A 13,275-nucleotide genomic window follows, 5' to 3' on the forward strand; every position below is an offset into this window, starting at 1 on the left:
CATAGCGGCAGAACAATCTGCCGTTACGCAGAGCGACGACATCCGCCGAAAGGATCTGTTTGTCATGGTCGGAGGACGCGCGCGGTCCCGCTCTCCCCGGGAGATGGCCCAGGACCCGGAGAACTGGCCCCACGCGGACCTGTCCGGCCACCCGGCCGCCATCGCCGTCCAGGCCATCGCCGCCGCTCTGCAGAACGTGATGGCCGAACAGGGGCTGAGTTTCCGCCGCCTGGCTGAGGTGTCCGGGGTGAACCGGCAGACCGTCAACGACGTAGCCGTCGGCCGATGCTGGCCCGACGTGGCCACCATCGCTCAACTGGAGGCGGGGCTGGGCATCCGGTTGTGGCCTGATCCACCCGCCGGGCCCAAGGGAAGCTGACTCGGGACGAGCTCGGTTTGAGTTTCGCCTTGGTGAGGGCATCGTCGGTCCTTCCCGCCGCGCCCCTGCCGATGGCAGGGCAGGCGAAATCCGGGCTCGACGTCTCCCCAAAACACCTCGTTCAGGTTACTCTCGGGAATGCGGGAGCAACTGTCGGTTAGTCCTGCTGGGCGCTCACGCAACCCGGGTGCCGCCGAGGGCCTAATCTCGGCGGCACCAATTCGTGCACGGCAGGGGCCGTGATCACATGTCGGCGGTCAAACGGCCTCCCAGCTGGGCGCGTGCCCGTTGATATTGGAGGCGACCGAATAAAGTCCGTCTGCTTCGTGCCGCAGCCAGCCGTCGCTCACCAGCCGCTGCAGCCGGGAGCGCATCCCCTCCACCTGTGAGCGGCTATCCGGCTTGCCGATGGCCTGCGCGATCTCCCGCGCCCGCATGGGCTCCTCGGCTGTGGCTAGAAATGCCACCACCTGCCGCCGGAAGCCCCGTAGGGGCGGCAGGCGTGGCGGCTCGTCAGCGAGATCGCTACGGGCCGAGCCGGACGGCTCCTCGATGACCACGCCGTCGTCTGCGGCCGTGTCGGTTTCGCTGGGGTCGTCGTCGGCGAACTCCGTCAGAGTCTCACGGGTGATTGCCGGTCGGCGCAGTTGCTCTTCGACGACCCCCAAGTCGGTCATGTCGGCGGATGTCGAGCGGTGCGATTCCAGCGGAGGCGGTGTCGGGAAGCGATCGAAGCGGAGCTGCCTGCCGGAGAGCGCGGTGCGGCCGATGTGAGTTGTAGAAGGTCTCGAACTCACGCAGCGCGTGGAGGAGATGGCTCTGGTTCCAGATCAAGGTCCGGTCCAGCAGTTCGCGCCGACAGGTCTGGATCCAGCGCTCCATGATGGAGTTCATCCGTGGTATCCCGACACCGCTCTTGACGATGCGTACTGCGGCATCGGCCAGCACCGCGTCGAAGGCCGCGGTGAATTCGGCGTCCCGGTCGCGGATGAGGAACCTGGCAGTGCTACCCACATCCTGCAGATCCATGGCGAGGTTGCGGCCGAGTTGGGTGACCCACTGCCCGATGGGGTGGGCGGTGACGCCGAGGACGCGGATACGGCGGGTGGCGTGCTCGATGACCGCCAGAACGTACAGGCGGGCGCCGGTGAGAGTACGGACCTCGAAGAAGTCGCACGCCAGCAAGGCACCTGCCTGGCTGCGCAGGAACGCGGCCCAGGTCGTGGCGGTCCGCTCGGGAGACGGGTCGATACCGTGCGCTTTGAGGATCTCCCACACCGTAGAGGCGGCGACCTTGATACCGAGCGCGGCCAGCTCACCGTGAATGCGCCGGTAGCCCCATGAGGCGTTCTCCCGTGCCAGTCGCAACACCAGCAGTTGTACGGACCGGACGGTACGCGGACGTCCACGCCCGCGAGGCGCGCTGGCCGCGGCGTGACGGCGCCGCAGCAGGTCACGGTGCCATCGCAGGATGGTGTCCGGTCGGACCAGCAACACAAGGTGCCGGAGCTTGTCCGTCGGCAGGCGGTGAAGTAGCCCAGCGAGGAGGAACCGATCAGTCGGTGTGAACACGGGCTTGGCCGCCTGCCGCTGCAGCACCATCAGCTGGTGCCGTAACACCAAGATTTCGATCTCCTTGTCCCGATCGGTTCGAAGTAGCAGCCCCAGGAACGAGAACATGGTCGTCATCGTGAGGTAGGCCAAGCGCAGTAACACGATCGGCCATCATGCCGTGAGAGGCGCACGACGGGAGCACAAGAGAGTGCATCACCTCCATGACCTGCACGGATGAATATTCGGCGCCCGCACCGCTGCGGTTGGGGGCGATCGACGATCCAGGGTTCGTTCCTCACCCTGGCTCACCGAGAGCGAGGGCTGACCCCGGGTTTCGCGTAACTCGGCGGCCTGGTGGAAGGGCTGGTGGGGTCTGCGCGGGCGGCTGTCCTACACGCTGATCGCGCTGACCGGGGTGGCCTTCTTCAAGGTCGAGATGATTTACAACCTCGTCATCCTGCCGTTCCCCGCCAACTGAGGCTTCCATGAAGATCGCGGACTAACTTCTCCCACCGGCCCGCAACGGCGAGCGCTGCGGGCCGATAAGGGATGGAGACCGTCACCCGGCAGACGCCTCTGATCTACTCGATCGTGGACAGGTCCAGGACGTACATCTTGTCCCCGATCGAATAGGTCATCAGCGCATCGAGTTGGCTCTGGGGAATGGATATGAGCCCTTTCGCATCCGGTCTTAGGCCGAGATCGGCCATCCTGCCGGTCTCTACGTCGTAGAGGGCCATAACACTCTCTCCTCGGGGTCCGTGGAGAATCTGTTTGAAGAATCGCTCAAGGGCGAGGTCAGTGGGGCCATACAGTGTGGGGTCCGGCAATGGTCTTTCCCCGGAACCGTCGCGGTTGCGGACGAAGCTGCGCAGGATGACCCGCTTTTGCTTCACCTTGTCCGTGCACGGCTTGACGGTGCATGTGACCTTGACCTTCTCGTAGCGCACCTTCACGCCCGCGCACCGGATGACACCGCATCTGACCTCCTCGTCGGCCGCGACCACGGCGTCGCGCCGTTCACCGGTCTCGGCGTTGAACAGTTCGGCGAAGCCGTTCTCCACTCGATGGGCGCCCACCCACGGCCATTGCAGGATGCGCTGCCGCTCGGCGCCCTTCACCGGTTGCATCTGGCCCCCGCTCAGCGGCACCCGGTAGACACCCCCCTTCTCGTAGGCGAAGATCACGTTTTTGCCCACGACGGTCAGGTCGGTGATCTGGCCCAGCTGCTTCGTGGCGTTTCCCATGGGAACGTCGCTCACCGGCCGTGGCGTACCGCCGCGGACCGGCACCGTCCAGATCTGGGCGACCTGGTTCTTGCCCGCCTCCTTGAATGCCCACCAGACGATGTTCCCGTCTCCCGCCGCGATGTCGTCGGCGAAGCTCTGCGAGCCCTTCGTCAGGGGAATCTCGGCGATCCGCGTGGGCTTGCCGCTGTGCAGATCGTAGCTCCACAGGAACCGACGCTTCCCGCCCGTGATCCCCGTGATGACCAGCAGCGTGCGATCGTCCAGAAGCAACTCCGGGTAGTAGTCGCGGCCGTCGGGCAGCGTGGCAGGGATCTTGTGTACGGCCTGTGGCCACACCTTCTCGATGGACGGAGGGATGACATCCGCCGGCGGTTTCGCCCTACCCGTCGGTTTGTCCGTCGCGTTGGCCACGGGCTGCGGCGCAACCGACGTACGTACGGCATTCACTGCCACGCCGGCTCCGCCGATCACCACGACCACGGCCACGGCCGCGAGCAGGGCCGCGGACCGCGCCCGCCGCCGGCGATGACGTGCCTTGACCGTCGCGGACAACCCTGCCGGCACCCGCGGCGCCCGTTCCGCCGCATCGACGAGAAAGCGGCTCAACTCGTTTTCAAGATCGTTCATCGCGGGCTCCCGTGGGTCGCGGGCGAGGGGGAGAGAGAGGACCGCAGCTTGTCCAGGCCCCGCGAGGCCTGACTGCGTACGGTTCCCGGGGAGATGCCGAGCACCTTGGCGATCTCGGCGTCGGTGAGCTGCTCGTAGTAGCGCAACACCAGCACGGCACGCTGCCTGCGAGGCAGAGCGGACAACTCCTCCCAGAGCCTTTGCTGCTTCTCCAAGGGGAAGACCTCGTGGCCGACCCGATCCGGCGGGTCTCCAGTGAGGTGTTCACGCCTGTGCCGCCGCCAGATGCTGATGTGCAGCCGCGCCATCGTGATCCGCGCGTAACTGTTCGGATTGTCCTTACGCCGCACTTTCGACCAGGCACCGCGCACCCGTAGGAGGGTCTCCTGGACAAGGTCGGCGGCGTCGTGAGGGTTGCCGGTCAGGACATATCCGTAGCGGAGCAGCGCGTCCGCTTGCTCGGCCACGAATCTGTCGAAGCCGGGTTCGTCGTCCAATGGGGGTCCCTTCTCGATCCTCACGACCCAGACGGCTCAAGGGGCCAAAGTGTTGCACCGCGCGGCGAGATGTTTTCCCGAACTCCTAGGAGCTTTGCCTGCGCCGAGCGGTGTCCCAAGCCGACCTGCTACTTTCCCGTCTCTGTCCGAGCCGCAGGACAGGAGGGACTTCACAACCGGCAGACAGGTGCGCGCGGCGGTGGCCACCGGATACGTCCGGGGGCACTGCTGCTCGATTGGAGGATCAGCCGCGGAGGGGTCGGCATCGACGCCATCGTCCACTGCGGTTCTACGGGAATCGTCCAGACAGTGGAGATCTTCCGTGATTTCGACACCCGTCCCGGGGCTCGGGTGCTCTTGCTGGGCATGGACGTGTTCTCCATGTCGGCCGAGCGGGTGGTGGAAGTCCTGCGGGAGCGCTTCGAGATCGAGGAGGACGGCTACAGCTGTACCGTTCCGGAGCTGTCGATTGGCCTGGGGCGCCCCATGGTTCCGGATCAGGACGCTGACGAAGAAGAGCGCGAGCGCTACACCTGTTTCGATAACGTCCTGGTCGCCGGCTCGGGTTACTACGCACCACCTTCCATGCCGGAGGCCGGACAGTAAAGCATGGAGATGACGGCATGGGGTGAGGTGCTCCAGAGATTCCGGACAGACCACTCGCGACCTTCTGCAACACCCTTTAGAGGACCGCGCTCCCGAGGATCACGCACACGATGCACACGACGAGGGAGACCGCCGCCACCACGCCTCCCGCGATCAGCGACGAGAAGAAAGCGCGTTCGAGGGCGAGGCCGAACGTCAGGATGGCGGGGACGAAGGACAGGCAGAACGGGACGAGGGCGAGCAGGCCCACCGCGCCCACGACGCTCCGGGCTCCCGTGGGCACGACGCGGTCGCCCTCGGGGGTGAGGGCGGCGGGGAAGACCTCGCCCGCCTCCGCCTCCGGCACGGTGGCGACGGTGATCGGGTTCCGCGCCGGGTCGTCGAAGACGAACCACGCCCGGCAGTCGTAGCGCCCCTTGCCGACGCGTTCGCAGGAGACGACGTGGGCGGTCCCGGGCGTGCCCTTCCGGCCGAGCGCGACCTCCAGATCGGGAAGGGTGGTCGAGATCACGGTGTAGGCCAGAAACGAGAGCCCGGCCGTCGAGAAGAGCATCATCCCTGCGGCGCCGAGGAGTTCCCTGAGAGTGCGGTGCTGCTTGATCCCCCGGCGGGCCTCCTCCTTGCGACGGGCCTTCTCCGCGAGGCGGGCCTGCTGCAGCCGGTAGTCCTTCCTGGACTGGCCCCGCTGCCGCGGGACGACGGGCACGGCCGGTTCGGGGCTCTCCGGGAACCCGGTGGCGGCGGGAGGCCCGTCGCCGGGGGACCGTCGGGTGCGGCCCTTCCGGGAGCGGGACTTCCTGCCGGTGGTGTCTGGCGTGCGGGACATGCCTCGATCATGGCCGGGGGCACTTGAGACCCACCTGCAACCAGATGGGACCGGGCTCTCAGCGTCCGCTCAGCATGGCTCAGCCTGGGCACAGGATCGCTGGGGCAGCGTAGAGGTGATCCGCAGGGCCTGATCCCCCGCCTCCCTCGTAAGGGCCTCTCATGGAGGAGTCCGTCATGCTGACCCACGCCACACGTCCGGGACATCCGGAGGAGCTTCTCACCGGCCCGGCTTTCTCCGCCGGGCTGCGCCGGGTGGAGCACCGCCTGAACCGGCCGAGCTTCGCGGCCGAAGGCGAGCACCTCCTGGCGATCGACGCGTCCTTCCCCGGGAGCCTGATGACACACCGCTGCTGTGCGGGCTACGGGGGGAACCTCACATTGCCGAGTTCAAGCCTGCCGCGCTGCTCTTCGTTGGTGTAGCCGGCGCTCTGCATTCCCACATCGCGTTGGGAGATGTGGTGATGGCTACGCTGCGCTGGCCATCGAAATGGAAGGTGCCGGTGTGGCCCAGGCCGGACATCTGAACCGGGCGCTGCCGGTGGTCGTGCCGCCGGTCCTGACGGAGCCTGCCCTTCGGCCGCGGCCGGGCGTGCGGGTGCTCACCTGGACTCGGTGGTCAACCGCATGGCCGCCCAGACCGCCACAACTACGCTGCCGCGGCCACAGGCCGACGCCGACGACTCGCTGCCGCCTACCGATTGGCTGGTCTGCCGGCCGGGCACGGACAGGAAGAAGAGCCGCGGGCGCGGATCACCGTCGGCGACGCGTATGCCGCTGATCGGCTGCCGGCGTTCCTGGAGCGGATGGGCGTGTGCGGTGGCTGTGGAGAAGGGGGCCGGCGGTGTGCGGCCACTGCGGGCGCGTCACGGACCGGCTGCGAATGGGACCTAGAGATCGACTCGGTCACCGCGATCTATTGCGGCCGAGAGGTCGGATAGCGCGTCGAACGGCGAAGGGCCCCATCGCGGCGGCCGATTCGCGCTGCGCGACCTAGGATCGGGCCATGCCCTTGACCGCAGACGACGTCGACCGGTTCGAGGCATCCAGGCCGCGCCTGGAGGCCGTCGCCTACCGCCTCCTCGGCTCCGCGGGGGAGGCCGAGGACGCCGTGCAGGAGACGTTCCTGCGCTGGCAGGCCGCCGACATCGACCGCATCGAGGTCCTTGAGGCCTGGCTGACGAAGGTTCTCACCAACCTGTGCCTCAACCAGCTCACCTCCGCGCGGGCACGTCGCGAGACCTATGTGGGCCAATGGCTTCCCGAGCCGCTGCTCGCCGGTGACCCGATGCTCGGCCCGGCCGACACCGCTGAGCAGCGCGAATCGGTCTCGTACGCGGTCCTCACCCTCATGGAGCGCCTCTCCCCTAACGAGCGGGCGGTGTACGTGCTGCGGGAGGCCTTCGACTACCCGCACCGGGAGATCGCCGAGATCCTCGACATCACCGAGGCCGCCAGCCAGCAGATCTTCCACCGCGCCAAGAAGCACGTCGCGGACGGCAAGGCGCGCACCGAGATCGACGAGGCCGCCGCCCGGCGGATCGTCGAGGAGTTCCTGGCGGCCGCCACCAGCGGCCGGACCGAGCCGCTCGTGCGCCTGCTCACCGAGGACGCCATCTCGATCGGCGACGGCGGCGGGAAGGTCCCGGCCCGCGCCAAGGCGTTCGAGGGCGCCGTCGCGGTCGCGAAGTTCCTGTGGGGCCTGTTCAAACCCGGCGAGGCCAAGCGCGCCATGGCCGGCGGCGCGCCCGAGGTCTACGCCTGGACCGCCAACGGAGACCCCGCCGTCGTGGCCGTCGTGGACGGCCGGGTCGTCGGCGTCATGTGCCTGGAGGTCACCGCCGAGGGCATCGCCGCGTTCCGCAACCAGGTCAACCCCGACAAGCTCGAACGCGCGACCGCGCACTGGGCGACCGTCGACCACGGCGAACCCCTGTTTAACGCCTTCTGATCGCTATGTGAGGTGCTTCACATCGCGTTCCTGTCAGGAAACGGCGCGCCACTCGGTTCAAGTGGCAAACCCGCGCAAGATGGGAGCAAGGAAATGCAGCACCGCATCGTCGTCCTCGGAGCCGGATACACAGGAGCCATCGCCGCCGGCCGCCTCGCCAGGCGGCTCCGCCGCGAGGACGTCGCCATCACCCTCGTCAACGCCGAGCCCGACTTCGTCGAACGCGTCCGCATGCACCAGCTGGCGGCCGGCCAGGACCTCAAGCCCCGGCCATTCAGCGAGATGTTCGCGGGCACCGGCGTCGAACTGAGGCTCGCGAAGGTCACCGGCGTCGACGTCGACCGCAAGACCATCGCCGTCATCGACGCGAACGGCGCCGAAGAACTCGCCTACGACACGCTCGTTTACGCCCTCGGTAGCGGCTGGAACGCCCAAGGCGTCCCCGGGACCGCCGAGCACGCCTATGAGATCGCCAGCCGCCCCGGAGCACTCCGGCTGCGCGAGCGCCTGGCCCGCCTCGGCGCCGGGCAGACCGTGGTCGTCGTCGGCGGCGGCCTCACCGGCCTGGAGGCCGCGACCGAGATCGCCGAGGCCTGCCCGGACCTCGACGTCGCCCTCGCCGCCCGCGGCGGCCTCGGGGACTGGCTCTCGCCTAAGGGTCGCGAGCACCTGCGGAAGGTCTTTGGCAAGCTCGGGATCACCGTGCACGAGCATGCCGCCGTCGTCGGCGTCGAAGCCGACCGCGTCGCCACCGCCGACGGGAAGGCCATCCCGGCCGCGGTCACCGTGTGGACCACCGGCTTCGCGGTGCACCCGATCGCGGAGGCGACCGCCCTGGAGGTCACCGGCACCGGCCAGATCGTGGTCGACGGGACCATGCGCTCGGTCTCGTACCCGGACGTGTACGCCGTCGGCGACGCGGCCATGGTGATGGGCCCCGGGGACAAGCCACTGCGGATGTCGTGCGCCTCGGGAGGTCCGACCGCGTGGCAGGCCGCCGACGCGATCGCGGCGCGCCTGACCGGCGGGAAGCTCCCGAACACGCCGATCCGTTACTTCAACCAGTGCATCTCACTGGGCCGCAAGGAGGGCTTGATCCAGTACGTCACCGCCGACGACCGCGCAGTGCGGGCTGTCCTGACCGGACGGCGCGCCGCCGTCTACAAGGAGCTGATCTGCAAGGGCGCCGCCTGGGGCGTCGCCAACCCGACGCTCGGGCTGCCGACCCGGCGCCGCCGCGTCACGTGGGAGCGGGCCGCGGCGGGCTCGGCCCTCAAGGCGCTGGCGTAGAGCACGAAGCGAAGCAGGCGCCCTGGATACTGCCGACCAGCGAAGAAGACGGGCGAAAAGATCAGGAAGCCTCACGGCAAGCACTTCAACGACCGCGACCCCCGCACAACTCCGGGAAACGATCACTGGAATTCCGGGAAGCGATCTTCCTGATCCCTCCTGCGTCCCAGGCCGGCCCTGCTCGTGAACACCCCACAAGAAGGCCGTTCTTGAAACGGCCGGACTGAAGTTGACGGGATCACGTCTGATCATCGCGATCAGGCGGGATCTTGTCGTTTCAGAGGTTTCCGAATCGAGTTTGTCCTGGTTTGGGAGCCGCGGAGCAGAGGTCCGGGAAGGCCCGGGTGGTGGCAGGGCGCTGGTGGAGATCGGAGTTCGCGTCGCTGGGCATGGCGATGCCGACTTCGGGCTGGGTGTTGCGACAAGGTGATCTGGATTGCGGGTTATGGGACGGGTGGTGGCCTGCTTCGGCCCGTGAGCGGCGAGCGGTCGAAGCGCTCTGCTGGGATCTCGAAGATGTCGGCGGGTGCGTCGGGCTCGTCTGGGGGCTGGTGGGTGTGGCGCCACTGGTCGAGGAAGTGGTCGTTGGCGACGGTGACGAGCAACGCGATCAGGATGGTCTGGGCGACGCGGCCGTGGGCGAGTCTGTTCTTCGGATCGCCAAGATCGAGGTCGTGGCCCTTGAGGCAGCCGTTCAGCCCTTCCGTCATGGCCCTGGCAGCGGAGTATGTCCCCCGCCACGAGGGGCTGAGGTGGTGCAGATCCTGGCGGAACTTGTCGAGGTCGCCGGGGTGCAGGGTGATGGTGTGTTGGTGGCAGATCTTCGGCAGTTGGCCGGTCTTGTGGTCGGGGGTGGGGGGCAAGGCGCGGGGGTTGGCAGCAGGATGGGCGGCTCGTCAGCGAGATCGCTACGGGCCGAGCCGGACGGCTCCTCGATGACCACACCGTCGTCTGCGGCCGTGTCGGTTTCGCTGGGGTCGTCGTCGGCGAACTCCGTCAGAGTCTCACGGGTGATTGCCGGTCGGCGCAGTTGCTCTTCGACGGCCAGCACTGCGGGAAGCTCAGGCGAAGCCTTCAAGGGCCACCGGGCAGGCACGCACGAGTGGTTGTCCTGTTGTACGCGCGGGGCCAGGATCGCTCGCGTGAGCTTCTTCTGTGAGTACTACCGGGCTGCGGATCGTGCGGCGGCGATCGTCCGACCGGACCGTTCCCGTGTGATCGACGATCCTGAGTACGGAGTTGCCGGGTTCGACGCCGTGGAGACCGGGCCTTCCACCTCACTCTCTCCTGGGAGAAGCGCTGCCTGGTCTGGGTGATCGACTCGGTTGACGGCTGGTGACACGTTCGTTGACGGCACCCCGATACGGCAGAAAGGGATCACACGCGGGGATAGCCGCTGGTCAGCGTTGGGGGGTGCTGCAAAGCGGCCTTTGGCGGCGGAGATAGCTTGGGGATGTGGAGGAGGCTGAGCAGCGGCTCGTCACCGGGCGGCTGCCGAGACCGGCGAACCGGTCGCCGGCGACGCCCTCGACGGGGCGGTCATCCATGTCGTACTGACCGGCGGCACACTCTCGATGGCGTAGGGGAATCCGGAGGTCTGACCATGCGGTCACAGGCCAAGGACGCGAGCGTCGTCCAATGCTCGAAATGCGGACGGAAGAACCGGCTGCCCAGGGCCGCCTCAGGAATCCCGCGGTGCGGCGACTGCCACCAGCCGCTTCCCTGGGTCACCGAGGCGGGGGACGACGACTTCAGCGAGGTCGTCGAGGCAGCCCGGGTCCCGGTGGTCGTCGACTTCTGGGCACCTTGGTGCGGCCCATGCCGCATGGTCAGCCCGGCGTTGGAGCAGGTCGCGGCCGATCTTGCCGGTCGCCTGAAGCTGGTGAAGGTGAACGTGGACGAAGCGCCCCGGCTCTCGGAGCGCTTCACCGTACAGGCCATCCCGACCCTTGTCGTGATCGATCAGGGCCGGGTCGTCACCCGGCGATCGGGCGCGGCGCCGGCTCCCTCCCTACGCGAATGGGTGGACGATGCGCTGGCCGCCTGAGCTTTGCGAGACACCGGACCCGCAGGGAGCCTACCCGCGGCTGAGCGACGCGCAGCTCCAGGCGCTGGCTCCGCACGGTGAACGGCGCCGCACCCGCCGGGACGAGGTCCTGTACGCGGAGGGTCTTCCGTGCACCGAGTTCTTCGCGATCCTGGCCGGCAAGGTGGCGACGGTCGAGGGATTCGGAGCGGAAGACCAGGTGATCGGCGTCCACGGGGCAGGCCGGTTCCTGGGAGAGCTCAACGTGCTCACCGGCCAGGTGGGCTTCGTCACCGGCGTGGTGGCCGAGGACGGCGAGGTTCTCGCCGTGCCGGCGGACGCGCTCCGCCGCCTGGTCGCCGGGGATCCGGCACTCGGCGACCTCATCCTGCGGGCCTACCTCATCCGCCGCACGATGCTCATCGGACTGGGGGCGGGCTTCCGCATCATCGGCTCCCGCTTCTCGGCCGACTCCCGGCGGCTGCGGGAGTTCGCGGCACGCAACCGGCTGCCGCACCGGTGGATCGACCTGGAGCAGGACGAGGAGGCGGAGCGGTTCCTGCGGAGCATGGGCGTCACCCCGCAGGAGACCCCGGTCGTGATCTGGCGTGGCGAGAGGGTGCTTCGCAACCCGAGCAACGCGGAGCTGGCCCAGGCGGTCGGGCTCCTCGCACCACGGGTGCAGGAGACCCGATGCGACCTGCTCGTCATCGGGGCCGGGCCGGCGGGGCTGGCGGCGGCGGTCTACGGGGCGTCGGAGGGCCTCGCGACGACGGTCCTGGACGATGTCGCGACGGGCGGCCAGGCGGGCACCTCCTCGCGGATCGAGAACTACCTCGGCTTCCCGTCCGGGATCTCCGGCGGCGAACTGGCGGAGCGGGCGGCGATCCAGGCCGGCAAGTTCGGCGCGCGTTTCTGCGTCCCCGCACAGGCGTGCGGACTGCGCCTGGACGCGGGCGATCACATCGTCACCGTAGGGGAGGGCGGCACGATCCACGCGCGCACCCTGATCGTCGCGACCGGCGTCCGCTACCGGAGGCTCGACGTCGGGAACCTGGAAAGGTTCGAGCCCACGAGCGTCTACTACGCGGCGACCATGTTCGAAGCCCAGATGTGCGAGCGGGATCCGATCGTCGTCGTGGGCGGAGGCAACTCGGCCGGCCAGGCCGCCCTGTTCCTGGCCCGGCACGCCGCCTGCGTCCGGCTGCTCGTGCGCGAGGACGCGCTGTCCAGGAACATGTCCCGCTACCTGGCCGTCGAGATCGAACGGCACTCCCAGATCCAGATCATGCCGAACACCGAGGTCCGGGAGCTGATGGGGGAAGAGAGGCTCGCCGCGGTCATCGCCGAGAACAACGTCACCGGCGAGCGTTCCACGATCGAGGCCCGCGCGATGTTCATCTTCATCGGCGCGGAGCCGTACACCGCCTGGCTGGCCGACGAGATCGCGCTCGACCCGCGGGGCTACATCCTGACGGGCGCGGACGCCACCCGGTCCGGTAAGGAAGGCGTACCCGACTCCGCCGGCCGGCCGTTTCCGCTGGAGACGAGCAGGGCGGGCGTGTTCGCGGCCGGGGACGTGCGGAGCGGGTCGGTCAAGCGGGTGGCCGCGGCGGTCGGTGAAGGCGCCATGGCCGTACGGCTGATCCACGAATACCTCCACACCGGAGAGTGACTCCGGCCGGAAGGAAGGAGACCTCCATGGCTGTCATGGCGGTGCCGAGATTCGAACGCTTCTTCCGTAGCGCCGCAGGTGTCGATGTCGACAAGGACGACCTCCGGCGCTACGGCGACTTCGTGAACGACAAGCTCTACGACCTTCTGGTGATCGGCCAGGCCCACGCCAAGGCGAACCGTCGCGACATCATCGAACCCTGGGATTTACCCGTCACCAAGGGCCTCCAGGAGAGCATCCACCGGTTCCGCCTCCTCGATGAGGACATCGAGCTGAAACCCATCCTGGAGCAGCTCGCCACGCTGCCTCCGCTCGACCTGTTGGTCGGCGAGGAGACCGTCGGCCGCCTGCCCGAGATCGTCGGCGGCCTGTCAGTGGCACTGGCTCAGGCTTTCAAGATCGTGGATCCGGAGGTGAAGAACCCCGCGACCGAGCAGTGGGAGCGCACGATACGTGTCTTCGACCTGCTGCTCTGAGGCGGCCGGGACGGCCTCGGCGATCAGCTCTGAACGGCCCGCCCCGGACGCCCGGTAAATCCGGCGCCGAGCAAGGAAGGAGGAACGAACCGTTGACCTGCTGGACGGCGTAGAACCTC

Annotated in this window: 15 protein-coding genes; 9 read left to right on the forward strand and 6 right to left on the reverse strand. The window is 68.2% G+C overall.

The annotated features are described in order from the left end of the window. The first annotated feature begins 64 nt into the window (after positions 1–64). The gene (locus tag IG98_RS45750; protein ID WP_051753401.1) at positions 65–379 is read left to right on the forward strand and encodes a helix-turn-helix domain-containing protein; all 315 of its coding nucleotides are present in this window, start codon (positions 65–67) and stop codon (positions 377–379) included. A 257-nt stretch (positions 380–636) separates the two neighbouring features. Here the strand turns inward: IG98_RS45750 and IG98_RS0136325 are convergent, their stop codons facing one another. The 4 genes from IG98_RS0136325 to IG98_RS0136340 all read right to left on the reverse strand — a co-directional run bounded on the left by IG98_RS0136325 (position 637) and on the right by IG98_RS0136340 (position 4,307). Further along, positions 637–1,056, reverse strand: a complete 420-nt coding sequence (locus tag IG98_RS0136325; RefSeq protein ID WP_030923095.1) for a non-structural maintenance of chromosomes element 1 family protein — start codon at positions 1,054–1,056, stop codon at positions 637–639. After that, positions 1,001–2,095, reverse strand: coding sequence for an integrase core domain-containing protein (locus IG98_RS0136330; protein WP_051753402.1), 1,095 nt, complete (start codon positions 2,093–2,095; stop codon positions 1,001–1,003). Before IG98_RS0136330 ends, IG98_RS0136325 begins: the two co-directional genes overlap by 56 nt. Positions 2,096–2,514: 419 nt before the next feature. Beyond that, the gene (locus IG98_RS0136335) at positions 2,515–3,810 is read right to left on the reverse strand and encodes a TolB family protein (protein WP_030923102.1); all 1,296 of its coding nucleotides are present in this window, start codon (positions 3,808–3,810) and stop codon (positions 2,515–2,517) included. Further along, entirely contained in the window at positions 3,807–4,307 is a 501-nt protein-coding gene (locus IG98_RS0136340; protein WP_030923105.1) for a SigE family RNA polymerase sigma factor, read from the reverse strand. Before IG98_RS0136340 ends, IG98_RS0136335 begins: the two co-directional genes overlap by 4 nt. A 309-nt stretch (positions 4,308–4,616) precedes the next feature. On the opposite strand from IG98_RS0136340, the gene IG98_RS0136345 reads away from it, so the two are divergent. Then, positions 4,617–4,913, forward strand: coding sequence for a hypothetical protein (locus IG98_RS0136345; RefSeq protein WP_030923108.1), 297 nt, complete (start codon positions 4,617–4,619; stop codon positions 4,911–4,913). A gap of 76 nt (positions 4,914–4,989) precedes the next feature. Here the strand turns inward: IG98_RS0136345 and IG98_RS47715 are convergent, their stop codons facing one another. Continuing rightward, complete coding sequence (locus IG98_RS47715; RefSeq protein ID WP_051753403.1) at positions 4,990–5,739, reverse strand: hypothetical protein; 750 nt, start codon at positions 5,737–5,739, stop codon at positions 4,990–4,992. Positions 5,740–5,915: 176 nt separating this feature from the next. On the opposite strand from IG98_RS47715, the gene IG98_RS0136355 reads away from it, so the two are divergent. From IG98_RS0136355 to IG98_RS0136365, 4 genes are all read left to right on the forward strand, one after another. Then, the gene (locus tag IG98_RS0136355) at positions 5,916–6,161 is read left to right on the forward strand and encodes a hypothetical protein (protein WP_157594723.1); all 246 of its coding nucleotides are present in this window, start codon (positions 5,916–5,918) and stop codon (positions 6,159–6,161) included. Continuing rightward, positions 6,143–6,265 (forward strand): hypothetical protein, encoded by a 123-nt coding sequence (locus IG98_RS54985; protein WP_425428145.1) that lies wholly within the window; start codon positions 6,143–6,145, stop codon positions 6,263–6,265. Before IG98_RS0136355 ends, IG98_RS54985 begins: the two co-directional genes overlap by 19 nt. Positions 6,266–6,744: 479 nt before the next feature. Beyond that, the gene (locus IG98_RS0136360; RefSeq protein ID WP_030923113.1) at positions 6,745–7,689 is read left to right on the forward strand and encodes an RNA polymerase sigma-70 factor; all 945 of its coding nucleotides are present in this window, start codon (positions 6,745–6,747) and stop codon (positions 7,687–7,689) included. Between the two features lie 93 nt (positions 7,690–7,782). Beyond that, entirely contained in the window at positions 7,783–8,979 is a 1,197-nt protein-coding gene (locus IG98_RS0136365) for an NAD(P)/FAD-dependent oxidoreductase (protein WP_030923116.1), read from the forward strand. 443 nt (positions 8,980–9,422) lie between these two features. Here the strand turns inward: IG98_RS0136365 and IG98_RS0136370 are convergent, their stop codons facing one another. Continuing rightward, positions 9,423–9,842 carry a hypothetical protein gene (locus IG98_RS0136370; protein ID WP_030923119.1) on the reverse strand — a complete coding sequence of 140 codons (420 nt, stop codon included), beginning with the start codon at positions 9,840–9,842 and terminating at the stop codon, positions 9,423–9,425. Between the two features lie 740 nt (positions 9,843–10,582). Between IG98_RS0136370 and trxA the strand changes: the two genes are divergently transcribed. From trxA to IG98_RS0136385, 3 genes are read left to right on the forward strand one after another with little or no spacing between them, the layout of a single operon-like run. Beyond that, on the forward strand, positions 10,583–11,026 hold the full coding sequence (gene trxA / locus IG98_RS0136375) for a thioredoxin (RefSeq protein WP_030923123.1): 444 nt from the start codon (positions 10,583–10,585) through the stop codon (positions 11,024–11,026). Next, complete coding sequence (locus IG98_RS0136380; RefSeq protein WP_037972231.1) at positions 11,010–12,680, forward strand: FAD-dependent oxidoreductase; 1,671 nt, start codon at positions 11,010–11,012, stop codon at positions 12,678–12,680. Before trxA ends, IG98_RS0136380 begins: the two co-directional genes overlap by 17 nt. Positions 12,681–12,706: 26 nt before the next feature. Continuing rightward, the gene (locus tag IG98_RS0136385) at positions 12,707–13,156 is read left to right on the forward strand and encodes a DUF1931 family protein (RefSeq protein ID WP_030923129.1); all 450 of its coding nucleotides are present in this window, start codon (positions 12,707–12,709) and stop codon (positions 13,154–13,156) included. Positions 13,157–13,275 lie beyond the last annotated feature (119 nt).

Source organism: Streptosporangium amethystogenes, assembly GCF_000721075.1.
In the GTDB taxonomy this organism is placed as follows: domain Bacteria; phylum Actinomycetota; class Actinomycetes; order Streptosporangiales; family Streptosporangiaceae; genus Streptosporangium; species Streptosporangium amethystogenes.